We start from the raw sequence: 24,719 nt of genomic DNA, 5'->3' as shown, positions 1-24,719 counted from the left end.
CTACTCCTATTTATTGTCTGCCTTATTTTGATCAACCATCAAGTCAAATGTTGTCTGATACTGGACCATAATGCCATCTCCATCTGCTGTCACATTGTCAACAGTCTGAAGACCATCTAAATCCGCCTGACTAATCTCAAATGTTGTTGGAACCGCATTCATTGCATCCAATGTCTCCTGTGTAGGTGCCACATAGATCACACCAATCAACTGGTCCTTATCATTTCTTTCCACTGCGGAGTAGGTATTAAACTCAACAGGAACAACAAACTCCTCTGCCTTATCTGCAAGCTCATACACCGATCCATTGTAGCTCAACAATGAGCGATAGGACTCAGCCTTTGCCACTGCTGTTGGCTTTGTAAAATCTGCAGCCTTTTCCTTTGCAATCAACTTCTTGTCTGTGTCCTTTGAATCGATTGGATAAGAAATCTTTAAGTACTTTCCAGAAGTCAAAATCTCCTTTGGCAATCCCTTTTCAAATGTCAAAGACAATGTCTTATCATCTGTAAAGTTTGCCTTAATTGAAGTCTCCAATCCCTCTACATCCGTGCCATCGGAAAGTTCAACCTTATAGTCCTCTTCACTTCCCTTAAAGATAGCATCAAAAACATCGGTTCCCATTCCCATGGCGATATGCTGCTCGCTCAACCAGCCAGCATAAGTTGCACCTGAAAATCCAAGTGCAGCCACCATCAGTCCTGCAATCACTAATTTTTTATAACCTCTTTTTCTTCTTCTCACTTCTATACACCCCTCAATTATTGTATTCTGACCCTTTTTTGGGGTCCTATTTTGAGTTTATCTGCAATTCTTTGTTGATTTCGATAAGCAAAAATCACAAGTTGACGTCTTCCACAATCAACTTTGTTGCTGATATTACTCATATGCTTTTTTACTGTCCCATCACTAATATGACAATTTTTAGCTACAGCTTCATTTTCATCACCAGCTCCAATTCGATATAGTACCTCCAGCTCACGCCTTGTAAACCGACTGAGAATCACCTCTTCTTCTTCCATCCCACTAATTTCTCCGACAAGATCACTTGAATAATACTTCTGCCCATTTTCTATCTTTTGCCAAGCAAGCTTCATTTCTTCCAGAAAATCATCCTTTAGAATATAGGCATCAATATTTAAATTCATTGCCCTCTTAAATTGTGCAGAGCTTCTTAAGCTAGTCACTGCAAGCACTTTTCCTTTGTACTTTGCTTTCCTTATGTCCTCAACAAAATCCAATACATCTTCATCATCCAGATGAATGTCTACAACAATTAAACTAATTGCTTCAATTCCAACACTCGCTACTCTCTCATTTGCCTGTGCCACGGTCCTCACTTGTGTGACTTCTTCCTCTGGTTGATATTTATGGATGGTAAACTCCAGCCCTAATCCTTCTAGGGTGTCACTATCCAAGATCAAAACCATCTTCCTTATACTCTCCCTTTCTCACAACTTCACAGTCTCTCTAACATTTTCGTACCACAAATAAGGGCTCAACAGCCCTTCAAACTCACTCCTATCTTCCACGCATTCTCTCATCTCCTCCTATATTCACTCCGACAATCAAGCTCTTGTCGATACCGTTATCATACACTATTCTTAAGGAGATGTGAAGTACTACATAGATAAAAATAAATAAAAAGGTCACTACATTTTCTATACAATGCAGTGACCTCTATCTGTTTTTTCCGCTATACAAGGCAGTTTTTCTCTCTCCCAGCATCGAGAAAATTCCCTGTTTGGTTTAATTTTTCTTTGCTCCGCAGTTAATAAACAATGACACTGTGTACATAAACCCTCAATTCATTCTTCCCATACTTTCAACAGAGTAGCTCCTCATCTCCCACACAAGTCTGCTATTGTCTCCTCCATATGTTCAGTTTGAATCTCCACTTCTTGCCCCTTTCAACATAGAGACGCATCTCTACTCCGAGGCACTCACACAGTTTGATCGATTCTGTGGTTTCCTATTTCCTTAGTGACCCATCTTTTGCCACTATAAAGTTAAACAAGATCACATAACGAAGAACCACTTCTATCACCCTGCACCCTCTATGTGCCACTACAAAAGTCTTATGATCTAGAAATAGGCATAAATTGATATCCCTGTATGTGAAATTTTGATTTAACACAGTATATTCTCCAAATAGCTCCCAGCAGACCAAGTATCTTTGGCAACTTACGCTTGGTTCGTCGCATCACACCATTTGATTTTTTGTAAACTTCGGCTCAAAGTTACGGGGGATACCCGTAACCACAATATTTTCCGCCCATTTGTGTCTCCTTTCCCTGTTCTCTTGAAAATAAAATTTTTATACACTTTCATACTCACACAGAGACACAAAAAAAACTGACCTCTGTGTGAAATAATATACTCCTATCGAATACTATGGAATGTTCCACAGTCTCAATGGCCATATTCTCACAAAGGTCAGAACAACTTAAAATTTAAGATGGATGATAATATCTTCCTCTGAATATTTAGGCAACTCTTATGACTATTCACTATTCGTTTCGTTGCCCAAATGGTAGCACAACTTTTTTTCAAAGTCCAGCCCTTTTTTAGATTCTTTTTTTACTATAAAGAATTTAAAAACTGGTTTTTATGAAAGTTACATATCGTCTCTTATGGATAAAAACTACCAAAATAGGCACATTTTCATCTCTGTTACACATTGTTGCTTATTGTGATATCTGCAAATTCATAGCGAATTATTTTTTTTAAATCTTCTGGATTGACCTGCACTTGATAGCCAATCTTTCCTGCACTAAAAATAATACTATCAAATGCTCTCGCACTTTCATCAATCACCGTGCGAAAATTCTTCTTCATTCCAATAGGAGAACAGCCACCATGAATATATCCCGTCAGTGGCAACAGCTCCTTTGACTTAATCATTTCAATGGATTTTTCTCCCACAACTTTTGCTGCTTTTTTTAAATCCAATTCCTCAGCCACTGGAATGACAAAGACATAGTTTGTTTTACTCTTTCCCACGGTCACTAAAGTCTTAAATACTTGATTTTGATTCTGCCCCAGGACAGTCGCTACTTCCACCCCACTCACTGCATCGGTATTCACATAAGAATGTGGTGTGTATTTTATCTTTTTTTGCTCCAAAATACGCATTACATTGGTTTTTTCTTCCATTTTTACCTCCCTACCCTCTATAATAAGTTAATCGCATCTTGAATACTTCGAACGCCAACGATTTCCATTTTTCCTCGATAATTTAGTTTATCCAAGCAGACCTTTGGCAAAATGCAGCGAGAAAATCCTAATTTTTCAGCTTCTCTGACTCGATACTCTGCCATTGCAACACTTCGAACCTCCCCTGCAAGTCCTACTTCACCAAAGACAACCATTGAATCATCAAGTGCTCTATCCTTTACACTTGAAATCAAAGCAAGCACAATAGCTAAATCCAGTGCTGGCTCAGCCACTCTAAGTCCACCTGCAATATTGATATAGGCATCATAGCGATTCATCATTATGCGACAGCGCTTTTCAATCACGGCCATCAAAAGATTCACTCGATTGACATCTGTGCCCACGGCTGTTCTTCTTGGCAGTCCAAAGGCTGTTTCCGTAACCAGAGCCTGTACTTCCAATAAAATCGGCCTTGTTCCTTCCATCAGACACGCCACTGCGGCTCCCGATGCCCCTTCTGGTCTCCCAGAAAGCAAATATTCTGAGGGGTTAATCACCTCTCCAAGACCTTGAGGTAACATCTCAAACACACCAATCTCATTCGTCGATCCAAAACGATTCTTTACCCCACGCAAAATTCGATAACTAGCTGAGCGTTCACCCTCAAAGTAAAGGACGGTATCCACCATATGCTCTAATACTCTTGGTCCTGCTACCTGTCCTTCCTTTGTCACATGTCCGACAATAAAAATGGCAATTCCTCTCCCCTTGGCAATATGCATCAATACATTTGTCGATTCTCTGACCTGGGACACGCTGCCTGCGGCCGATGTCACATCCTCATTGACCATCGTCTGTATAGAATCAATAACCACTACATCGGGCTTTTCACTTTCAATGACACGATCAATCAGACCCAAATTCGTCTCACACAAAAACTTTAACTCGCCTTCTACCTTTCCAATTCGCTCAGCACGCATCTTAATCTGTCCAAGACTCTCCTCACCCGAGATATAGAGCACTTTTTTTTGACCAATTGCTAAATTTCTACACACTTGCAATAATAATGTTGACTTTCCAATGCCTGGATCACCACCTACAAGTACTAGTGAACCTGGCACAATGCCACCGCCGAGAACTCGGTCAAGCTCACCAAATCCTGTCTCCATTCGGCTCTCATTCTCAAGCACAATTTCTTCTAATTTTACTGGCTCGCGAAACATTCCCATTGCACTTGATGTTTTCGCCATTTTCGTCACAGGCTCTTCCACTAAGGTATTCCATGCCTTACATGCTGGACACTGTCCACTCCACTTGGATGTCTCATTGCCACATTCCTTGCAAAAAAATATACTTGTCTTTGACTTTGCCATAACTTCCTCTTGAACAACAAGAGCCGGGATAGCCCCGACTCTTTGTTTTATTATCTCTTTACAACTTTAACTTCTGCTGGTTTATCGCCATCAAGCTCAACACTGACAACCAATTTCCCACTCATATTGGTCTTCATTCCACCAATGGCCTCACCATTGACAAATACCTCATAGACAGTATCCTCTTGCAATCCAAGTGTGATCTGTGCGTCCTCTTTTCCTTCCACGGAAAATGTCGCACCATCTTCTGTCACCGCATACGAATGTACGGCTGTCCCCGGTATTGACTCATATGAAAACAGCTCATTCTTCTCCAATTTTGTAATTTCCTTAAATGTCTTTACCTTATAGCGGTCTCCAAATGCCTCAAAATCAGATACTTTCTTCTTTTCGCTCAATGTAAAGTCTCCAAAGCTCAACTTTCCATCTGCTTCCTTGCGAATGAGTTCTTTTACTACTGCCATCACTTTACCTCCTTGGTATTTTTCTTTGCTCTTTTGAGTGTCTTGAGTAAAATCTTTCGCTGCCCCTCACTGTCAACATCGACTAAAACAGTACTATTTTCCTTGACCTCTCCATCCAAAATGGCTTCTGCAATCTTATCTTCAAGCTGATTTTGCAGTGCTCTCTTTAGTGGTCTTGCTCCATATTTCTTATCATAACCAACATCGACAAGATAGGCTTTGGCCTCATCAGTCACCTCCAAGACTAAGCCCATATGTTCTTTGGTTCGCTTGTTGATTTCTTCCAAAACTATGTCTATTATCGAGGTCAAATTTGCTTTTGTCAACTGATGAAATACAATTGTTTCATCAATTCGATTCAAAAACTCTGGCTTAAATAATTGTCTCACTTCTTGCATCACATTTTCTTGCATATGTTGATGGTCTACTTTGACATCACTTGTTGAAGCAAATCCCAAAAGTTTTGGAGCAATAATGCGCTCTGCCCCCGCATTGCTGGTCATAATGATAATGGTGTTTTTAAAGCTAATTTTTCTTCCCTGTGCATCTGTGATATGACCATCGTCAAGAACCTGCAATAGGATATTAAAGACATCAGGATGTGCCTTTTCAATTTCATCAAATAAAATCACAGAATACGGATTTCTTCGAACCTTCTCAGAAAGTTGTCCCCCTTCTTCATATCCGACATAGCCTGGAGGAGAACCAACCATCTTTGAAACCGAATGCTTCTCCATATATTCGCTCATATCGACACGAATTAAGGCATTCTCTGTTCCAAATATTGCCTCAGCCAATGCCTTTGATAGCTCTGTCTTTCCCACACCTGTAGGTCCCAAGAACAGAAATGAGCCAATCGGTCTTTTTGGATCTTTTAGCCCCACTCGCCCTCTTCGAATGGCCTTAGCAACCGCAGTCACTGCCTCATCCTGACCAATGACTCTCTGGTGAAGCACCTCTTCAAGCTTTCTTAACCTTTCGCTCTCTCCCTCAGTCAATTTCTTTACAGGAATCTTTGTCCAAATTGCAACAACATCGGCAATATTTCCTTCCTCAACGACTAATTTCTTGCTTTCCCTCTCCTTTTGCCACTTTTGCCTAATGGCTTCAATCTTACCCTTCTTTTTCTCCTGCTTCTTCTTAATTTGTGCTGCCCTTTCGTAGGCCTCTGCCCGAATCGCAGTTTCCTTTTGGATTTCCAATCGAGAAATTTCCTTTTCTAAACTCTGAATCTCCTCTGGCTCAGCAAAGTCCTTTAAACGAACACGAGAAGCCGCCTCATCAATCAAATCAATGGCTTTATCTGGCAAAAAACGATCCGAAATGTACCTTGTCGAAAGGGATACTGCGGCCTTTAGGGCATCATCCGTGATGGTCAAATGATGATGCTCCTCATACTTTGAGCGCAATCCCCTCAAAATTTCATAGGACTCCTCCTCACTCGGCTCTTCTACCGTGATTGGCTGAAACCTTCGCTCTAGGGCCGCATCTTTTTCAATATGTTTTCTATATTCCTCAATAGTGGTTGCACCAATGAGCTGCAACTCCCCCCTAGCTAAAGACGGCTTTAAGATGTTTGACGCATCCATTGAGCCTTCTGCACTTCCTGCACCAATAATCGTATGAATTTCATCAATAAATAATAAGACATCTTCTGCCTGGATTACCTCATTGATGACATTTTTAATTCTCTCTTCAAATTCTCCCCTGTACTTTGATCCAGCAATCATTCCTGACAAATCCAAAGTCACCAATCGCTTATCTAACAATGTCTCTGGAACATTTTTTTGAACAATCAGTTGAGCAAGGCCTTCGACCACGGCGGTCTTTCCCACACCTGGTTCTCCGATTAAGACAGGGTTATTCTTTGTTCGCCTGCTCAAAATCTGCATCACTCTTTTCATTTCATTGTCTCTTCCAATGACTGGATCCAGTTTTCCCTCTCTTGCCAATTGTGTCAAGTCTCGGGAATAGCGATCTAGTGTCGGCGTATTGCCCTCACTTTTTTCCTCAGAATAGAGCTCTCCCTTTACAGCATTTGTCTCCTGTCCCATTGTATTTAAAATATCAATATAGATCTTTTGGACATTTACACTGAGCGTTCTGAGCAATCGACTTGCGATACAATTTTCGCTCTTTAAAATTGCAATTAAAATATGCTCTGTTCCCACTAATTTTGACTTATAGCGCCTAGACTCCTGATCTGCCGCCTCAAGTACACGAGCAGCTACTGGAGAATATTCCATATCATCATCCACTGCCACAAAAGCTGAAGTGCTGAGCAACTTATCAATGAGCTCTACGATCTTTTCTTCTGTCACATCATGACTTTCTAGCACTCTTGCTGCAACTCCATTTCCCTCTCGAAGCAAACCAAGGAGAAGATGCTCTGTTCCCACATAGCCATGCCTCAATTCCCTTGTTGCCTCCACAGCCAACTCGATTGCTCTTCTCGCTTGACTTGTATATCTATCTGCCATCTATTTCCTCCACTACTCACACATTATACGATCTAGGTACTCACGGACATAGTCTGCCCTCGCAATGTCCACTTCTTCCTTGCCCAAGTTCCCATCTGCTCTCTCTAAAATATTGGCTGGCTGAATTTTAATGGTCAAGGCATAGAGTGACTCCAAATGACTTCCAATCAAAATATGGTCACTCGCTCCTCGCATCACCACACTCAAATGGGTCAAGGCATCCTTTAGACTTAATTTCCTTGCGTACTTTAGTATTCCATAAGAGCGATATACCCGATCAGACACATCAATCGAATGCTCCTCTAGCTCTTTTTTTCTTGCCTCCATCTCATGCGTATTGAGCCTCAAAGCCACACGCTTAATCTGATCAATAATTTCTTTTTCGCTTTGCCCAAGTGTCTTTGTATTGCTCACATCAAAAAAGCTTCCTATACTCTCACCATTGGCTGTATAGACACTTCGCACCGTCACGCCAAATCGACTCAAGCTATTGACCAGTTTATCAATCCCTCTATTTCTTGCCAACACTGGCAAATGCAAAATAATATTTGCCTTTAATCCCGTCCCCATATTGGTCAAATATGAGGTCATATAGCCATACTTTTCGTCAAATGCATAGGGAAAGCGCTCATTGATTTGATCATCAATCTCATTGACTCTTTCCCAAAGTTGATTTAAACAAATTCCACAGCCGACCATCTGCAGACGAATGTGGTCATCGCCATTGATCACCACACTGAGGGCTTCGTTTTCACTCAACAATAACCCAATAGCATCCCTTTTTTTTGCTGCTGTGGAATTAATCACCCTTCTTTCTCGCAACGCAATTCTTTGAACATCCGACATTTGATGCAAATATTTCTTTAAAAGAACACCATCTTTTCCAAGGTCACCAAGCTCATCCATTGACATTTTCACAATCTCTTTGGCATCTTCTCGCCCTAATTTTGCTGGAAAAAGATAGTTGTCAAAATTTCGCACAATGCGCACTCTACTGCTGACAATATTATTTTCTGCACTCAACGCAATTTGATCAAACCACATCAGCTCATTCCTCCTGTCAATCGGCGAATCTCATCTCGACAAGCTGCTGCTGTCTCATAATCTTCAATTTCCAGTGCGGCCTGCAACTGCTCCTTTAAGCTTTCCACTTCCGTCTTTTCCACCATTGCTTTTTTCTTTATTTTTGGCACTTTTCCCTTGTGCTCCTTCGCTCCCTGCAATTGCTTTACGCTTTCTTCCATTAAAATGCCAAAAGTATTATAGCAATCCTTGCAACCAAAGGTTGATTGCTCCAAAAACTCATCATAACTTGTATGACAAGTTGGGCAAACAACGAGTCCATACTCCTTGCCCACCTCATCGGCTGCCTGACTAAATAGTCCTGTCAACAATTTTTTTAATGAAAAATCTCCTTCAAACAGGGAGGAATATTGATCCATATCCTTTGCACACTGCGAGCAAAAATGATGTTCCTTTTTGACTCCATCAATAATTTCTGTGTATTGGATATTTGCTTCTCGTACCTTACATCTTTCACACAACATAATCTGTCGTCCCTTTCTTCTTGTATTCCCACCTATTATTATACTGCAATATTGCTAAATTTCATGTGAAAAATATTGGTTATAGAGTTTATCTACAATTTCATGTGCATCTTCTCGGCTGACACCATTACAAATTCCTCTCGCAATCACAACAGAAAACTCCTTTTCCATATGGCGAAGTACACGCATCTTATCGACATCGACATTGATGACTGCACCTTTTCTTCTATCCAATTTAATAAAACCTTCCTGCTTTAAAATGCTATATGCCTTATTGACTGTGTGCATATTAATTCCCACTGTATCAGCAAGTTGACGAACTGAAGGGAGGGAATCCCCCTCCTTAATCCTTTCTGTCGCAATGCTCATAATAATCTGATTGCAAAGCTGCACATAGATGGCCTCGTCACTTTTAAAATCAATAAATAGTTCCATAAAATCACCCCCTCACCACATAATTACATTTGTTATATTCATAGTGTAACACATTACACAAATACAATCAATCTAATGTAGATAAAATTACTTGTTTTTGTTATAATAAAGCTGCGATTAGACTAAACACAGGGGGAAAGTTATGATTTTTAGCAGCTTGGAATTTATCTTTATCTTTTTGCCAATTTTCCTTGGCATTTATCGCTTGCTCCCCTCTACAAGGCGAAATCTTTTGATCTTTGTCTCCAGCATCCTTTTTTATGGAGTGGGACTCGCTCAAACAGCTCGCAGTTTACCTGTAGAGAAACAAGCCAACTTTTTAAGACTCATTCCAGTCTATGTATTGCTCTTTTTGGCAATTATTTTATTTAATTTTATTTTCGGAATGCTTATTTTTCACAATGAAGGGAAAAACCAAAAGAAACTACTGCACATTGGCGTCGTTGTCAATGCGGTCATCTTAATCTTTTTTAAGTATACTTCCTTTATTTTGCGATGCATCGGTTTGATCTTCCATTTTTCTGCAGAGACTATGGATCTTCCAGCCTTTCACATTGCCGTACCGATGGGAATGAGCTTTTATATTTTTCAGTCCATCGCCTACCTTGTTGACATTTATAGAAAAGAAACTCGTCCAGCCAACAGTTTAATTAAATTTGGCTCCTATATGAGTATGTTCCCTCAATTGACACAAGGTCCGATCATGAACTACGAAAATGTTCGCGAACAAATTCGCAGGCGTGGTTTTTCAATGCCTATGCTCTCTGAAGGATTGAAGATGTTTATCTTTGGTCTGGGGATCAAGGTCTTACTTGCCAATCGTGTACATCATCTGTGGACCAATGCAGGTAATTTTGGCTATGATGCCATCAGCACACCACTGGCTTGGTTAGCTATTGCAGGACAAAGCTTTTATCTTTATTTTGACTGGCTTGGCTACTCTCTTATGGCTGTGGGGCTTGGTATTATCCTTGGCATCAGCATCCCAGAAAACTTTAATCATCCCTATATCTCTTTGACTATGCAAGAGTTTTGGAGACGCTGGCATATTACACTTGGAAATTGGTTTAAAAATTATATTTATATTCCCCTTGGTGGAAGTAAAAATGGAACATTTTTAACCTACCGCAATATGTTCATTGTCTGGATGTTTACCGCCATTTGGCATGGAGCAAACTTCAATTTTATTCTCTGGGGACTATTTTTATTTGCCTGTATGGCAATTGAACGAGCCTTTCTCGGCGATATTCTCCGAGCTTTTCCAGTCCTGGGACATATCTATATGATTATTTTAATTCCCATCAACTGGGTATTTTTCTCTATCACAGATCTTCCTTCTATGGGAATCTTCTTTAAAAAACTATTTCCATTTCTCGGAAAGGTCGGATCTGCCTCTGGTAAAGATTTTGCAAGCTATGTGACTCCATATTGGATATTGTTATTGCTTTTATGCGTTTTATTTTCAACTAAAATACCATTTATTGTATACAAAAAGATTAAGGATACTCTCTTTGGACATATTTTCTTGATTTTTATCTTCTTATTTAGTGTATACTCTATCTATATGGGACTTAATGATACATTTGCCTATGGTGGCTTCTAAAACTTTGACGAAGGGATGTTTTAAGGGATTTCATTATGAAAAAAGATAATCACAGAAAGCAATTTTTGATTGCTATAGGAATAGCAACATTGATTTGCTATCCATTTGTACTGCCACAAATTCTAAAAAGTAACACCTTCATTGTGGAGGCATTCCATGATAATAACAAAGAAACAGAGGATTCTGTGACAAAGGAAACTGCGTCAGTTTCTTCCAATCCTGTATCAGAAAGCTCTCCTGCACAGACAAGTGTAAGCACTACAGCTGCAAAAAATGCGAGCACTACGACTGTGGCCGCTGAGTCCAGTTCTGCTGCAGAAAGCCTAGCAACCACTGCAGCCACCACTGCAGCTGCACCTGCCAAGGCCAATTTTGTCACTGTCACAGATGACTATTTCTCCGATGCTCTCTTTATCGGAGATTCTCGAACAGATGGTATCCGTATGTTTTCTGGACTCAACAATACAACTTATTTTTGCAGTGCTGGGCTTGATTTTAAGGATGCCTTTAAAAAGACACTTTCCATTGACAAAACTACAAAATCGACATTGGAAAATTTATTGGCAACGAAAAAGTTTGGAAAAATTTATATTATGCTAGGCATCAATGAATTGGGATTTCCAATGAATGTCATTGAATCCCATGCCACCCAAGTCATCCAAACTGTTCAAAAATACCAACCAGGGGCAATTATCTTTGTCCAAGCGAATCTCCATGTCACCAAATCTCGCAGTGCCAGTGACAAGGATGTCAATAACAAGAGGATCAACGAACTCAATGAGATATTAAAAAAGTTTGCCAACAACACCAATATCTTCTATCTTGATGCCAATGTTCTCTTTGATGACGAGCACGGTGCACTCAATCCAAAAATGACCTCTGATGATACGCATATCCATGGAAAATATTATAAAACATGGGCAGAATGGCTAAAGACAAAGGGCATTCAAAAATAAATTACCTACAAAAAGGAGAGCCTCCAAGTGAAACTACTTGAAGGCTCTCCCTTTTGATTAATTTCCCTTCACCTTGCTCAAAAGATCCTTGATCTGAGCCAGTGTGTACCATCCTCTGTTGACTTGAGTTCCATACATATTTACAGTGTAAATACAACCAATCTTAATTTGACCATTTGAAAATCTCTTGACAACAAAGAGTTCCTGTCCAAGATGGGTATCATAATTGGAGTCAATCAAGACCACATCCTTAAGATCCGGCGTATAATTTACGCCCAAAAAGTCAGAAACCATGCGAAAGCTTGTCTTTGCCTCTGACATATTTTCAATATCTAGATGTTGATCTTCATAGAGGTAATGAGGCTCTGATTTTTCATAAGAAAATGATCGAATCTCTGACTTGTCATTCCCCGTCATTCTCTCAACTTTCCATCTTCCTTCCGTTACATCCATTTGACCTGCATTCACTTTGTCAATAATGGCCGAAAGCTCTGCTTCCGAATTGATCTGAGCCAGTGTCTTTCCACTATAGACAAACAATGCCTTTGACGGGTCAATGTCTGGGTCGACATGTGGAGAAGAAAATGCCTTTGTTCTATTCATCGCCTGAATAAATTCTTGTTTTGTTGGACGCTGATTGGACTTCTTTCCACTTTGGATATCACCTACGATCCAAAATCCAAGGTCTCGATCAAAGTAATAGGTCTTTCCATTTTGTGTCAGTGGTTCTATTCTCATATCTCCACTGCCCGGATTTAAGTAATACCATCTTCCATTTGGTTGCTGAATCCAACCTTCCTTCATCCAGCCGTCCCCATCAAAATAGTACCACTTTTGATCGATCTTTTCCCAGTTATTTCTTGTGTAGGAACCATCACTGTGGCGATACCACCAGCGACTTCCCGATTTTACCCAAGCCGCTCTCTTGTGCTTCCATGAACCATCAGCATTAAATTCATATCGAACACCATTGATCGTCACTGGCTGTGTCTTCATATCTCCATTGTCTGGATCCAGATAATACCATTGATCGCCCAAATCCTGATACCACCCTGTGTTCATCACACCATCTTTGTCAAAATGATACCACTTTTGTCCTACTTTTACCCACTCATTCTTGGCTTCTTTGCCATCTGCATGGGTATATAGCCATCCAATCAATGCTTTCTTCCACTGTCCTGCATTTGCACTGCTTGCTGCATTCGATACCATCGTCGTTCCCAACATCAATGCGGCAAGTGAACCAATAAATATACATTTTTTCCTCATGATACTCCTCCTTTTTTTGATATAATTTTAACAAAAAAACAATTCTGTCTATAACTATTTTCTTACCATTTCATAAATTATTCTTACATAACAACAAAGACAAAATATCCTGACAAGTCACAAAGTTGCCTTATACTCGTCAGGATATTTCTATTTCTTACTTCTTATCAATCTTTACTTTCTTTGAACGGCGCTTTCCATTTCCCTTAAACATCATTGAATTGTTCAACTGCAAGTTGATCTCATTGGCCAAACTTGGCAATTCTGGGATATCCTTGTCATCGTCCTCATCATAGACAACGGTGATATTGGCAGTAGATGGATCAAATTCACGAATTTTTTCCATCTCTTCTGGCTTTTCTGCCATTCCTGCATACTCCTCTGCATAGTCATCTGCATTTTCCTCATCATCGGTATCTGGATAGAGGTCCTTTAACTCATCCTCATTAAATTCAAAGGTTGGTACCTGTGGTGCCTGCTCTTTTACTTCTGGCTCTGGGTGAAATTCTGCCTTTGCCTCTGGCTTAATTTCAGGCTGAACCTCAGGTTTTGTATCTTGCTTTGGCTTTGGTGAAGGTCCACCACTTACGGTTGGTGTATCCTTTCTATCTGCCACCTTCTTTTTTCCACTCTTTAAATCTCTAAAGGCAAGATAGAGAAATCCCAAAATTGCAATGCCAGCTACACCTGCTACAATATGCAATTTATTGCCACGCTTTTTGTAATCTAGCTTCAATTGTTTGTATTGTTGGAAGGTATCTACATAATCTGCGGTATTTCCATCAATGGCTGGATCTTCAAAGTAACGCTGTATGGTCATCTCTTTTAAGTCCAAGCGATAAAAGTCCTTATTGCCATCCTTATTCATTCCGTAGACAACCACATAATTGTGCTCCTTATCGGTAGCCCAAACCCAGCCCTTAATCTTCTTGCCATTGACATCTAGGGTTGCCTCTTCAAATCCTTTTGGCACAGCTAGGCCCTCGTCGAGAGGAATGGGTGTCACCGTCTTTGCCGCAACAGTCACTGGTGAATCTTCCATCCAAGTGTCCGTTGCCTCATTGTAGAAGAAAAGACTTCCACTGCCATCTTCTGCATTTAAATACATCACCACAAGATTGCCATCGAGTTCCTTTCCCGCTGCAACCGTTGTTCCATGATAATCATACTTGGCCTCATCAAAGTTTTCTGGAAGCAGAGACTTATCAAATGTTTTTGCCAAGGTGTATTTTTTTCCTTCAATGACAATGCCATCGGCATCACTATAGGCCTTTGTTTCACCTGCTGCACTGGTTTGAGCACTAGAAGATGCGTCACTGGACTTTTGACTTGATGTTTCACTACTTTGTGAAGCACTACTACTTTCTGCTGTAGAAGAAGTTTCTGCTGTTGTCTGTGCCGTAGTTGTCTCCTGTGCCGTAGTTGTTTCTTGCGAACTGCTTTCTGCTGTCGTTGTTGCCGCAGCAGCTTCACTGATGGTAATCTTTGAGCTACCTCTCTTATCGAGTGAAGCCGCATTATTGTCTTTATCTAAAATTCCCCAAGATTTAACATCAATATTTGTTTCACCCTGTTTTAATGCCTTAAAGGTCAATGTGTAGGCAAATTCATAGGGATTATCTCCCACCTTTCCTGCCACACGCACAGTGCCATCTCCATAGGATGTGGCATTCGTTCCATCTACAAACTTCAAATAAGAAGTATCATACTTAATCACAATACTATTGTCGCCAATGCTACCACCATCTACAGAAATAACCTTCATTGTCACTTTAAATTCTTCTCCAGCACTTGTCGTAGGATCTGAAAATGCGATGCGTGCAGTCAAAGCATGTGCTGTTGTTGTAAACATTGGTGTCACAGATAAACCCAAACAACAAATGCCCATCGCTAAGCCATTGACTACTTTTTTGCGTAATTTCTTCATTATTTGTCTCCTTTAATGATCATTTACTCTGTTGGTAATTTTGCTATATGATCTGGCATATTGCCATATACCGGAATCGTAAATGTAATCTCTGTATCCAAGATATCTTCGTATGCCTTCTTTAAGCGTCTTCCCTCTTTTAGTGCACCATTAATCGCTGTCATATATTGATGTACATAGGGATTGCTACTCGCAACATCAAACTTCTTTAGATAAGAAGTTGTCTGTGCATTGGATAGATAATTATTGGCATAGTACATTGCACCACCAGCAATGGCCTTTTCCCTTGTATTCCAAGGTCTGCCATAGCTATCTTCTTTTGAAGCCCAAGCTAGACCATTTTTTGCTGCTGTTTTTCCATTTTTTTGATACGCTTCAATATTGTAATAATTATAAATTCCCCTGTAATCGGCATCTGTTCCGCTGATGATACTGCTACTTCCCTTTGCTCCCTGTTCATTGACTATCATGGATGCGAGCAAATAGGGATTCACACCATTGTTTCTACCTGCCAAAAAAATGGCCTGTGCATAGGACATCGTCTCCGCATTTTGATTTTCCATAAAGGTGCCCTTTAAAATCTTTTCCACACCCTCTATGCTCTGTTCTCCATCCACATACTCTTGATCAATAAATTGGAAAATGTCCTCTTCATTTAAAAAATTTCTTGGATCTAAGTGATAGGCAATCACCTCATCTGAGGCCTGAACCCAGCGACTTGAATCAAATCCCTTCCATTTTCCTGTGGCAATATCATAAACTTTTGCTGAAGTCGACTTCCACAGGCGAGAGGAAGAACTTTCTACTAAATTTCTTCCTGGAACTTTTTCCTGTTCTAGTGCTAAGTTCCAATCTTCCGTGGTTGTCGTTGCACGAAAAATCCAATTGGGATGTTGACTGTGCAATTTTCTCAGGGCAACCTTGTAGGTTTCTGGAAATCCCTCTCTTGTCAATGCATCTTCAAAGTTTGTATCCACTACATTGGACTGTTGAATTTCACTTGCTTGAACCTGTTTTAATGGATTCATATTTGGCAACTGCATTGCCGCAAATGCAGCAAACAGCAATGTCTTTTTATTCATAAGTTTATTAAACCTTTCTATTGTGTACATCTGTACATTCTACCATTCTTTACATTTTCAAGCAAGCGATTCCACAACAATTCTGTAACTAATCTGTAATAATATGGTACTCTTTTGGTCTTCTGTCTCTAAACAGCCCCCACGAAAGTCGCTCTTTTAAATTGTTCACAAGGTCAATATCGGCATACAAAATCTCTTCATGGTCTCGTGAGGCCAGAGCAACCATTTCTCCTTGGGCATCCGTGATAAAGGAGGAACCATAAAATTGAAGCTCTGAACTTTGATTACCATTTTCTTCACATGGTGTGACACTTTCAAGACCAATGCGATTGGCCGCAACTACAGGGACAATGTTGGCCGCAGCGTGTCCTTGTATCGTCCTTTTCCAATGTGGCATGCTGTCCACAGTCAAAATAGGCTCACTTCCAATCGCTGTAGGATAAAACAAAATATCCGCTCCCAACAAAGCCATACTTCTTGCACACTCCGGAAACCATTGATCCCAGCAGATGCCCACACCAATTTTTCCATACTTTGTCTCCCACACCTTAAACCCTGTATTCCCCGGTGTAAAATAGAATTTTTCCTGATAATAGTGATCATCAGGAATATGGGTCTTTCGGTAAATGCCAAGAATCTTTCCATCGGCATCAATGATGGCCACTGAATTATACAATACATTTTTATCTCTCTCATAAAAACTAATTGGAAGGACAATATCTTCTTCCCTAGCTAACTTTGCAAAATGACGGACGGCATCATTTTCTTCCAAAGTCTTTGCAAAATCATAGTAGTCATATCGTCTTTCCTGACAAAAATATTGTCGCTCAAATAGCTCTGGAAGAAGAATGATCTTTGCTCCATTTTTGGCTGCCTCTTTGACCATCTCATCTGCCCTTTGAATATTTTGGGCAACATCCCTTGTGCACTTCATCTGCACTGCTGCAACTTTTACCTTTTCCATTTCCTATCCTTTCTGAAATTGAGGAATTTGCTGTGTGATACAATGAATATTCCCTCCACCAAGTAAGATTTCCCTCGCTTGAATAGGAATCACTTCTCTTGTTGGAAATAATTCAGAAAGTAACTTTACGGCCACTTGGTCATTTTCATCCTGAAATTGTGGCAATAAAACAGCTCCATTAGAGATATAAAAATTGACATAACTTGCCGCAAGTCTCTCGCCTTCTTCTCTTGTCTGCTCGCCTTCTTCATAAGAAAAGCCCTCCAGTTCATCCCTTCGAATGCAGACCTTTTTCTTTGGCACCGGAAGACGATGTACCTTAATTTTTCTTCCTCTGGCATCCCTCTCGCTCTCTAAAACCAATGCATCCGCCTGGCTCATTGCATATTGCGGATCATCTTTGTCCTCACACCAGGCAAGAACGACCTCCCCAGGACAAACAAAAGCACACACATTGTCCACATGCTCATTGGTCTCATCATGAAAAATGCCAAAAGGAAGCCAAATCACCTTCTCAACGCCCAGGTATTCCCTCAACTGCTTTTCAATCTCTTCTTTGCTCAAATTAGGATTTCTCCCTGCACTCAACAGACAAGTCTCGGTTACTATGGCCGTGCCTTCTCCGTCGACATGAATGGATCCACCTTCTAACACAAAGGGATGAGCATCAAAATACCTTGCCCCCAAGCGATCGATACATTGCTTAGCTAAAGCATCATCTTCTTGATAGTGGGCATACAAGCCATCGACTGCTCCACCCCAAGCATTAAATTTCCAATCCACTCCGCCCAAATCTTTTTTTTGATTGACAACAAATGTCGGAGCGGTATCTCTTGCCCAAGCATCATTGTTTTCTACCTTCCACACTTCAATTTCACTTGGCAACATTCTCCTTGCCTCATCAAAGTGAAGGGCATCGGCGAGCATATACACTTTTTCCGATTTTGCAATATGTCTTGCAATTTCTACGAATTTTTCCTTCGCTAATTTTGCCTGATTCCGCCACGAGCCCTCTCGCACTGGCCAAATCATGATGCAGCCGTGATGTTTTTCAAATTCTGCTGGCATAAAATACCCTAATTGTCTAGGTGTTGCCATACTTTCCCCCCAGTCTCTGTGCAAAATCCATATATCCGAATTCCTTAATCACTTCACATTCTCCCTCTTCATCCATTAGGGCAATGGAGGGCAGAGGCATTCCATTAAAGGTATTATTCTTGACCATCGAGTAGATTGCCATATCTTCAAAATATAATTTATCTCCGATATGGACTTCTTTTTCAAATGAATAATCTCCAATCACATCTCCCGCAAGACAAGTTACGGAAGAAAGTCGATAGCAAAACGGTTTTTCTTCTGGCAAAAATCCATCTCGAAGTGGTGGGCGATAGGGCATTTCCAATACATCCGGCATATGACAGGCAGCAGAAGCATCTAAAATAAGCGTGGTAATGCCATTGTTCACCTTTTCAAGAACTTCCGTCACCAAATATCCTGCATTGAGGGCAATGGCCTCCCCTGGCTCTACATAGACCTCTACACCATATTTTTTCTTCACTCTCTGGATTTGCTCAATCAATGTCTGTCGGTCATAGTCTTTTCTTGTAATGTGATGACCTCCACCAAAATTGAGCCATTTCACTCTATGTAAGTACCTTCCAAACTTTTCTTCGACCGCCAATAGTGTCTTCACCAGATCATCGCTATTTTGCTCACACAATGTATGAAAATGCAATCCATCAATGACATCCAATACACTCTCATCAAAGTTTTTGATCGTCACACCTAGTCTCGAACCTGGTGCACAGGGATCATAAATGGCATGCCCCTCTTGGGTTGAGCACTCTGGATTAATTCTTAGCCCTGCACTTCTTCCCCGCAATCGATCCTTAAACTTATTGACCTGTGCAATCGAATTAAAGAGGATGTGATCACAAATTTGAACAATTTCATCAAATTCCTTCTCCTTATAAGCTGGTGAAAAAATATGATTTTCCTTGCCCATTTTTTCATAGCCAAGCCTTGCCTCAAAAAGTCCACTTGCCGTCGTCCCATCTAGGTACTTGGCAATTAGAGGATAGGTATCATAGCAAGAATATGCCTTTTGTGCCAACAAAATCTTACAACCTGCTTCGTCGGCGACCTCTCTTAAAATTTTTAGATTTTCTTCCAATTGCCTCTTGTCAATGACATAGCAAGGGGTCTGCAATTCTTCTATTCTCATTCACTACTCCACAATCTTTGGGTTTTCATCGACAACCCAAGGCAAACCATAGGTATTTAATGCCTCCATAAATGGATCTGGATCAAATTCTTCCACATTAAAGACACCCGCTTTCTTCCATTTGTTTGTGACAACCATCATTGTTCCAATCATCGCTGGGACACCTGTGGTGTAAGAAATTGCCTGAGAGCCAACTTCCTTGTAGCACTCTTGATGGTCACACACATTGTAGATATAGATGGTTCTCTCCTTTCCATCCTTTACCCCAGTAAAGATACAACCAATGTTGGTCTTTCCCACCGTTCTTGGCCCTAGAGATGCTGGGTCAGGAAGGAGTGCTTTTAAAAATTGAATTGGCACAATCTTTTGCCCCTGAAATTCAATCGGCTCTGTAGAAAGCATTCCGACATTTTCCAGACATTTCATATGGGTGAGATAGCTCTGTCCAAAGGTCATAAAGAAGCGAATACGGCGAATTCCTGGAATATTTTTTGCCAAGGATTCAATTTCTTCATGGTGCAATAAATACATATCCTTCATTCCCACTTGTGGAAAATCATACTCTCTCTTGATGCTCATTGCATCTACCTCAATCCATTTTCCATCTTCCCAATAGGATCCTGGTGCAGAAACCTCTCTCAAATTAATCTCCGGATTAAAATTAGTTGCAAATGGATATCCGTGGTCTCCACCATTGCAATCCAAAATATCAATGGTATGAATCTCATCAAAATAGTGCTTAAGTGCATAGGCAGAAAATACGCTGGTTACCCCTGGATCAAAGCCACTTCCCAGTAGTGCTGTGATTCCTGCCTTTTCAAACTCTTCCTTGTACTTCCACTGCCAAGAATAGTCAAAATAAGCCGTAAAGCCAAGCTCTCTACATCTTTTTTCATACACCTTTCTCCACTCAGGATCCTGTGTATCCTCTGCCTCATAATTTGCTGTGTCGATGTAATCGACCTTTGTCTTCAAACAAGCCTGCATAATTGTCAAATCCTGATATGGCAAGGCAACATTGAGTACGGCATCTGGCTGATAGCTCTCAATCAGTTGAACAAGTTCCTCCACATTATCTGCGTCCACCTGTGCAGTTTGAATTTTTGTCGTTGTCTTTGCCTCTAACTCTTTCTTTAACTCGTCACATTTTTTCTTTGTTCGACTTGCAATCATAATTTCAGAAAAAACATCGGATACCTGTGTGCATTTTGCAATAGCCACTCTCGCAACACCACCACAACCAATAATCAATACTCTACTCATCTACTTTCCTCCTCTTCTAATAATTCCTCTACATATCTAGGAAGCATAAATGCCCCTTGATGCAAATTTGCAGAATAATACCAAGTTTTAATATTTTTTTCCTTCCATTTCTTGCCATCAAAATCTTTCAGTGGATGATATTTTTTGGATGCAAATCCAAAGAGCCAATATCCTGATGGGCAGGTTGGAATATGGGCTTGATAGACACGGCTAATTGGAAAACTTCGATAGGCCTTTCTGTGCATACTTCGGCACGCCGCCTCATCTTCATCATAAAACGGACTGCCATGCTGATAGACCATAATGCCATCTTCCTTGAGAGCTCGATATCCTGCACCATAAAATTCCTTAGTAAAAAGCCCCTCTGTATAGCCAAATGGGTCTGTGGCATCATTGATAATGATATCATACTCATTATTGTATTTTCTTAGAAATCGCAAACCATCTTCATAAAAAATCTTTACCCTTGGATCTTCTAAGCCTGTAGCCGTCTCTGGAAAAAATTGCTTGCAAACATCAAAGAGCATATGGTCAGGATCGACAATATCAATCTCTTCAATTTCTGGATAGTGGGCAAACTCTCTGGCCACCCCCCCATCCACTCCACCAATAATTAATACCTTTTTTGCATTGGGATGGACGCTCATTGGCACATGTACAACCATTTCATTGTACACAAATTCATCTGCCTCAGAAAATAAAATATTGCCATTTAACGTCAACACCTTGCCAAATTCTAGGGATGTAAATACATCAATCCTTTGAAAGTCACTCTGTCCTGAAAACAGCTGTTTATCTGTTCGAATAGAAAGTTTCACATTTTCGGTGTGCAACTCTGAAAACCACATCTCCATATTTTACCTCTCAATGACATTCAAATATTCTACATTTGGATCTTCTGTTCCCTGCAAAGAACATCCCCTGTCCTTCGCAAACAAAATATATTCTACAATTTCTTGTGTGATCAACTCTCCTGGTGCTAGAATTGGAATTCCTGGTGGATAGCACATGGCAAATTCACCACAGACATTTCCTGCACTTTCTTTGATTGGTAACATCTTTCTCGGACGATAAAATGCCTCCTGTGGTGAGAGGATAACCTCTGGCTGAATATACTCTCCCCCAATCAAATCCTTTCCATCTCTTTGATACAATCTTCGAATATCTGCCAGTGCACCAACTAATCGCTCAATATCCTGAATCCGATCTCCAATCGAAATATAAGCCAAAATATTTCCAATATCGCCAAATTCAATTTGAATGTCATACTCATCGCGCAACAGATCATAGACTTCAATTCCTGTCAAGCCAATCCCCTGTGTGTGCACAGATAACTTCGTGACATCAAAATCATATACACTCTTTCCATCGACAAGTTCTCTGCCATAGGCATAATATCCACCGATTTGATTGATTTCATTTCTTGCATACTCGGCCATCATCATCACCTTATCAAAGGATTCCCGACCACGCAATGCTAAATTTCTCCTAGAAATATCTAAACTAGACAAAAGAAGATAGGATGCACTCGTTGTCTGCGTCAAATTAATAATCTGTCGGATATGTTCTGGATTCATCTCTTTTCCCGTCAATAGGATCGAGCTCTGCGTCAGACTTCCCCCCGACTTGTGCATAGAAATTGCCGCCATATCCGCTCCCGCCTGCATCGCAGAAATTGGTAGTTCCTCATGAAAACTTAAATGCGTGCCATGAGCCTCATCCACCAACACCTTCATCTGATGCTGATGTGCAATTTGCACGATTTCTTTCAAGTCCGAACAAATACCATAATAGGTTGGATTATTGACCAGCACAGCCACCGCATGTGGATGCTTTTTGATGGCCGCCTTTAACTTTTCATTTTCCATACCTAAGGCAATGCCAATTCTGTCTTGAACACTCATTTCCACATACACAGGTCTTGCACCACATAAAACAAGAGCATTGATGGCTGATTTATGCACATTTCTTGGCAAAATAATTTCATCACCTGCTTTGCAGACACTTAAAATCATACTTTGCACTGCTGATGTTGTTCCTCCCACCATCAAAAAGGCATGTGCTGCCCCAAAAGCTTCTGCTGTCAAATTTTCTGCATCTCTAATAATGGAAACTGGATGGCATAAATTATCTAGGGGCTTCATCGAGTTGACATCTAATCCAACACATTGCTCCCCAAGTAATTTTACTAACTCCGGGTTTCCTCTTCCTCTCTTATGCCCTGGCACATCAAAGGGAACCACTCTCTTTCTTCTCAATGCCTGCAATGCCTCATAAATTGGCGCTCTCTTTTGGTCTTCCATCTAACTTTTTAACCCCTTCTCCCATTCATCAACCTTAAATCCTACGAAAACCTTGTCCTCTGTCACAACGATGGGACACTTCAAAAGCATTCCATCTGTTGCCAATATCGCATACATCTCTTTCTCACTCATATTGGGCAACTTGTCCTTTAATCCCAGACTTTTGTAGACTAAACCACTGGTATTAAAAAACTTCTTTAGTGGCATCTGACTCCTTTTATGCCATTTTTCAATTTCCTCTGCCCTTGGATTATCTAATTTAATATCCCGATCTTCAAATGAAAATCCATTTTCCAAAAGCCACTGCTTTGCCTTTTTGCATGTCGAACACTTTGGATATTCTACAAATAACATTCCTCTTCCCACCTTTAAAAATCTCATTCTATAGTTGGTTTATTATACTATATTTGTGGCATTTTTACAAAGAAAAAACGGATAAGCTTGCTCAAGGCTCATCCGTTTTTCCAAAAGTAAGAGGAAATTTCAATATGTGTAACACTATATTTTAAACACTCAAGTCATCTTTGCGTTGAATAACAAGGAGTGATTAAAACCAAAACTATAACTTTGCCAATGCCTCACCAGCAGCCTTTAACGCTTTCTCTGCCTCTGCATCTGGCTCATTGTTTGCGATAATGCCTTCACCGCCGACAATATTTGCACCTGCTGCCTTCATGCGGTCAACCCAAGTGCGCATCCATTCTCCATCGCCCCAGTCATAGGATCCAAAAAGAACTAAATTCTTTCCAGCCACCTTGCTCTCTAAGGCTTCTACTAAAGGTTCTACCACGGAATCCTCAAGCTCTTCTGCACCCATTGCTGGACAACCAATAGCAAAGCCACTTGCTTGTGCCAATGTGTCCGCATCTGCATTTGAGGCCTCTAAAAGCTCAGCTGTTGCACCTGCTGCCTCAACTCCACTCTTTAGCATATTTGCCATTGCTTCTGTATTTCCTGTCTGGCTCCAATATACAACATAAACTTTTTCCATCGTTCGTAAAACCTCCTAGATATTTTCATTTCTGCAGATAATCTCTCTCATTTTCTTACCTGCAAACCATTCTTGCATGGCCTCTTCTCTTGCTTGATCAAAGGCAAAGAAGAGTTCCTTTGTACTTGACATATGGTCATACACCTTCCAGTAACCACTGCACAGACATCGCTCACCATGATGCTTGATAAATCCCAACACATCACACAGCGGGTAACCCAAAAATACACCGATTTCATGTGGAAAAATATTTCTCACACCATAAAAGAATTGAATTCTTTCTTTTAATATCAAAAGACATCGATGTAAGTCTGCACCTTGATAGCCATAGCCATTCAAAAAAGATCGAACTTCATCTGTTTGAATATATTGCTTTAGCTGTGCCTCTCGATAAATGAGCACCAGATGCCTCTCGTTTGTCGAATACAACATAAAAATATGTAATCCCGACTCACGCAATTCCCCAATGAGAAGTCCCAATTCTGCATCGGTCAAAAAGAGCATATTGGATGTTTTCAATCCCTTTAAGACGGGTGCACTCTGCATAATAAAGCGAAGCTCTGCGTTTCCGCTCTTTCTTCCTGCTTTTAAGCTTCGAACAATCACTTCTGGGGGCATCTTTCTGTCCGCTCCTTTCGATTAGTGTTTCCTTACTTGGTTAGTACTCCCTAACTATATACCA

At 40.5% G+C, this 24,719-nt stretch carries 23 protein-coding genes; 2 read left to right on the top strand and 21 right to left on the bottom strand.

From position 1 onward, the window contains the following. Window positions 1-6: 6 nt before the first annotated feature. The 9 genes from J5A74_08265 to J5A74_08225 form a co-directional block, all read right to left on the bottom strand. A complete protein-coding gene (locus tag J5A74_08265; protein QUI95373.1) occupies window positions 7-744 on the bottom strand; it encodes a hypothetical protein in 738 nt (245 codons plus the stop codon). A 17-nt stretch (window positions 745-761) separates the two neighbouring features. Then, window positions 762-1,430: a response regulator transcription factor gene (locus J5A74_08260; GenBank protein QUI95372.1), complete on the bottom strand. Its 669-nt coding sequence runs from the start codon at window positions 1,428-1,430 to the stop codon at window positions 762-764. A 1,243-nt stretch (window positions 1,431-2,673) separates the two neighbouring features. Continuing rightward, the gene (gene ybaK / locus J5A74_08255; GenBank protein QUI95371.1) at window positions 2,674-3,156 is read right to left on the bottom strand and encodes a Cys-tRNA(Pro) deacylase; all 483 of its coding nucleotides are present in this window, start codon (window positions 3,154-3,156) and stop codon (window positions 2,674-2,676) included. Between the two features lie 17 nt (window positions 3,157-3,173). Next, window positions 3,174-4,529, bottom strand: coding sequence for a DNA repair protein RadA (radA, locus tag J5A74_08250; GenBank protein QUI95370.1), 1,356 nt, complete (start codon window positions 4,527-4,529; stop codon window positions 3,174-3,176). A 50-nt stretch (window positions 4,530-4,579) separates the two neighbouring features. Next, window positions 4,580-4,993, bottom strand: a complete 414-nt coding sequence (locus tag J5A74_08245; protein ID QUI95369.1) for an endosialidase — start codon at window positions 4,991-4,993, stop codon at window positions 4,580-4,582. Continuing rightward, window positions 4,993-7,473, bottom strand: a complete 2,481-nt coding sequence (locus tag J5A74_08240) for an ATP-dependent Clp protease ATP-binding subunit (GenBank protein ID QUI95368.1) — start codon at window positions 7,471-7,473, stop codon at window positions 4,993-4,995. Before J5A74_08240 ends, J5A74_08245 begins: the two co-directional genes overlap by 1 nt. Window positions 7,474-7,485: 12 nt before the next feature. Then, on the bottom strand, window positions 7,486-8,517 hold the full coding sequence (locus J5A74_08235; GenBank protein QUI95367.1) for an ATP--guanido phosphotransferase: 1,032 nt from the start codon (window positions 8,515-8,517) through the stop codon (window positions 7,486-7,488). Then, a complete protein-coding gene (locus tag J5A74_08230; GenBank protein QUI95366.1) occupies window positions 8,517-9,020 on the bottom strand; it encodes a UvrB/UvrC motif-containing protein in 504 nt (167 codons plus the stop codon). The genes J5A74_08235 and J5A74_08230 overlap by 1 nt, the downstream gene beginning before the upstream one ends. Before the next feature lie 54 nt (window positions 9,021-9,074). After that, entirely contained in the window at window positions 9,075-9,455 is a 381-nt protein-coding gene (locus tag J5A74_08225; protein QUI95365.1) for a GntR family transcriptional regulator, read from the bottom strand. A 142-nt stretch (window positions 9,456-9,597) separates the two neighbouring features. On the opposite strand from J5A74_08225, the gene J5A74_08220 reads away from it, so the two are divergent. Together J5A74_08220 and J5A74_08215 are read left to right on the top strand one after the other, a co-directional pair. Beyond that, the gene (locus J5A74_08220; protein QUI95364.1) at window positions 9,598-11,058 is read left to right on the top strand and encodes an MBOAT family protein; all 1,461 of its coding nucleotides are present in this window, start codon (window positions 9,598-9,600) and stop codon (window positions 11,056-11,058) included. Between the two features lie 35 nt (window positions 11,059-11,093). Further along, a complete protein-coding gene (locus J5A74_08215; protein QUI95363.1) occupies window positions 11,094-12,014 on the top strand; it encodes an acylhydrolase in 921 nt (306 codons plus the stop codon). Window positions 12,015-12,071: 57 nt separating this feature from the next. On the opposite strand, the gene J5A74_08210 is transcribed toward J5A74_08215, so the two are convergent. The 12 genes from J5A74_08210 to J5A74_08155 all read right to left on the bottom strand — a co-directional run bounded on the left by J5A74_08210 (window position 12,072) and on the right by J5A74_08155 (window position 24,655). Next, window positions 12,072-13,283: an N-acetylmuramoyl-L-alanine amidase family protein gene (locus J5A74_08210; protein ID QUI95362.1), complete on the bottom strand. Its 1,212-nt coding sequence runs from the start codon at window positions 13,281-13,283 to the stop codon at window positions 12,072-12,074. 157 nt (window positions 13,284-13,440) lie between these two features. Beyond that, window positions 13,441-15,210 carry a hypothetical protein gene (locus J5A74_08205; protein ID QUI95361.1) on the bottom strand — a complete coding sequence of 590 codons (1,770 nt, stop codon included), beginning with the start codon at window positions 15,208-15,210 and terminating at the stop codon, window positions 13,441-13,443. Between the two features lie 23 nt (window positions 15,211-15,233). Then, window positions 15,234-16,292: a hypothetical protein gene (locus tag J5A74_08200; protein ID QUI95360.1), complete on the bottom strand. Its 1,059-nt coding sequence runs from the start codon at window positions 16,290-16,292 to the stop codon at window positions 15,234-15,236. 88 nt (window positions 16,293-16,380) lie between these two features. Next, the gene (gene aguB, locus J5A74_08195; protein QUI95359.1) at window positions 16,381-17,256 is read right to left on the bottom strand and encodes an N-carbamoylputrescine amidase; all 876 of its coding nucleotides are present in this window, start codon (window positions 17,254-17,256) and stop codon (window positions 16,381-16,383) included. Window positions 17,257-17,259: 3 nt separating this feature from the next. Beyond that, on the bottom strand, window positions 17,260-18,354 hold the full coding sequence (gene aguA / locus J5A74_08190) for an agmatine deiminase (GenBank protein QUI95358.1): 1,095 nt from the start codon (window positions 18,352-18,354) through the stop codon (window positions 17,260-17,262). Further along, window positions 18,341-19,480, bottom strand: coding sequence for a carboxynorspermidine decarboxylase (gene nspC / locus J5A74_08185; protein ID QUI95357.1), 1,140 nt, complete (start codon window positions 19,478-19,480; stop codon window positions 18,341-18,343). Before nspC ends, aguA begins: the two co-directional genes overlap by 14 nt. 3 nt (window positions 19,481-19,483) lie before the next feature. Continuing rightward, the gene (locus J5A74_08180; GenBank protein ID QUI95356.1) at window positions 19,484-20,743 is read right to left on the bottom strand and encodes a saccharopine dehydrogenase family protein; all 1,260 of its coding nucleotides are present in this window, start codon (window positions 20,741-20,743) and stop codon (window positions 19,484-19,486) included. Then, window positions 20,740-21,597 (bottom strand): polyamine aminopropyltransferase, encoded by an 858-nt coding sequence (gene speE, locus J5A74_08175; GenBank protein ID QUI95355.1) that lies wholly within the window; start codon window positions 21,595-21,597, stop codon window positions 20,740-20,742. The genes J5A74_08180 and speE overlap by 4 nt, the downstream gene beginning before the upstream one ends. Window positions 21,598-21,600: 3 nt before the next feature. Next, window positions 21,601-23,046: an aminotransferase class V-fold PLP-dependent enzyme gene (locus J5A74_08170; GenBank protein QUI95354.1), complete on the bottom strand. Its 1,446-nt coding sequence runs from the start codon at window positions 23,044-23,046 to the stop codon at window positions 21,601-21,603. Continuing rightward, window positions 23,047-23,400 (bottom strand): arsenate reductase family protein, encoded by a 354-nt coding sequence (locus J5A74_08165; protein ID QUI96864.1) that lies wholly within the window; start codon window positions 23,398-23,400, stop codon window positions 23,047-23,049. A gap of 205 nt (window positions 23,401-23,605) precedes the next feature. Then, entirely contained in the window at window positions 23,606-24,037 is a 432-nt protein-coding gene (locus J5A74_08160; GenBank protein QUI95353.1) for a flavodoxin, read from the bottom strand. A gap of 15 nt (window positions 24,038-24,052) precedes the next feature. Next, the gene (locus tag J5A74_08155) at window positions 24,053-24,655 is read right to left on the bottom strand and encodes a DUF3793 family protein (protein QUI95352.1); all 603 of its coding nucleotides are present in this window, start codon (window positions 24,653-24,655) and stop codon (window positions 24,053-24,055) included. Window positions 24,656-24,719 lie beyond the last annotated feature (64 nt).

The sequence above is a fragment of the Lachnospiraceae bacterium oral taxon 096 genome, from assembly GCA_018141845.1.
Taxonomy (GTDB): Bacteria; Bacillota; Clostridia; order Lachnospirales; family Lachnospiraceae; genus F0428.
This window is presented reverse-complemented; position numbering and strand designations above follow the sequence as displayed.

Bases quoted from the DNA above. Each gene is read 5' to 3' on its own strand.
- J5A74_08260 (QUI95372.1), bottom strand. From the start codon at position 1,430: ATGGTTTTGATCTTGGATAGTGACACCCTAGAAGGATTAGGGCTGGAG.
- ybaK (QUI95371.1), bottom strand. From the start codon at position 3,156: ATGGAAGAAAAAACCAATGTAATGCGTATTTTGGAGCAAAAAAAGATA.
- radA (QUI95370.1), bottom strand. From the start codon at position 4,529: ATGGCAAAGTCAAAGACAAGTATATTTTTTTGCAAGGAATGTGGCAAT.
- J5A74_08245 (QUI95369.1), bottom strand. From the start codon at position 4,993: ATGGCAGTAGTAAAAGAACTCATTCGCAAGGAAGCAGATGGAAAGTTG.
- J5A74_08240 (QUI95368.1), bottom strand. From the start codon at position 7,473: ATGGCAGATAGATATACAAGTCAAGCGAGAAGAGCAATCGAGTTGGCT.
- J5A74_08235 (QUI95367.1), bottom strand. From the start codon at position 8,517: ATGTGGTTTGATCAAATTGCGTTGAGTGCAGAAAATAATATTGTCAGC.
- J5A74_08230 (QUI95366.1), bottom strand. From the start codon at position 9,020: ATGTTGTGTGAAAGATGTAAGGTACGAGAAGCAAATATCCAATACACA.
- J5A74_08225 (QUI95365.1), bottom strand. From the start codon at position 9,455: ATGGAACTATTTATTGATTTTAAAAGTGACGAGGCCATCTATGTGCAG.
- J5A74_08220 (QUI95364.1), top strand. From the start codon at position 9,598: ATGATTTTTAGCAGCTTGGAATTTATCTTTATCTTTTTGCCAATTTTC.
- J5A74_08215 (QUI95363.1), top strand. From the start codon at position 11,094: ATGAAAAAAGATAATCACAGAAAGCAATTTTTGATTGCTATAGGAATA.
- J5A74_08210 (QUI95362.1), bottom strand. From the start codon at position 13,283: ATGAGGAAAAAATGTATATTTATTGGTTCACTTGCCGCATTGATGTTG.
- J5A74_08205 (QUI95361.1), bottom strand. From the start codon at position 15,210: ATGAAGAAATTACGCAAAAAAGTAGTCAATGGCTTAGCGATGGGCATT.
- J5A74_08200 (QUI95360.1), bottom strand. From the start codon at position 16,292: ATGAATAAAAAGACATTGCTGTTTGCTGCATTTGCGGCAATGCAGTTG.
- aguB (QUI95359.1), bottom strand. From the start codon at position 17,256: ATGGAAAAGGTAAAAGTTGCAGCAGTGCAGATGAAGTGCACAAGGGAT.
- aguA (QUI95358.1), bottom strand. From the start codon at position 18,354: ATGGCAACACCTAGACAATTAGGGTATTTTATGCCAGCAGAATTTGAA.
- nspC (QUI95357.1), bottom strand. From the start codon at position 19,480: ATGAGAATAGAAGAATTGCAGACCCCTTGCTATGTCATTGACAAGAGG.
- J5A74_08180 (QUI95356.1), bottom strand. From the start codon at position 20,743: ATGAGTAGAGTATTGATTATTGGTTGTGGTGGTGTTGCGAGAGTGGCT.
- speE (QUI95355.1), bottom strand. From the start codon at position 21,597: ATGGAGATGTGGTTTTCAGAGTTGCACACCGAAAATGTGAAACTTTCT.
- J5A74_08170 (QUI95354.1), bottom strand. From the start codon at position 23,046: ATGGAAGACCAAAAGAGAGCGCCAATTTATGAGGCATTGCAGGCATTG.
- J5A74_08165 (QUI96864.1), bottom strand. From the start codon at position 23,400: ATGTTATTTGTAGAATATCCAAAGTGTTCGACATGCAAAAAGGCAAAG.
- J5A74_08160 (QUI95353.1), bottom strand. From the start codon at position 24,037: ATGGAAAAAGTTTATGTTGTATATTGGAGCCAGACAGGAAATACAGAA.
- J5A74_08155 (QUI95352.1), bottom strand. From the start codon at position 24,655: ATGCCCCCAGAAGTGATTGTTCGAAGCTTAAAAGCAGGAAGAAAGAGC.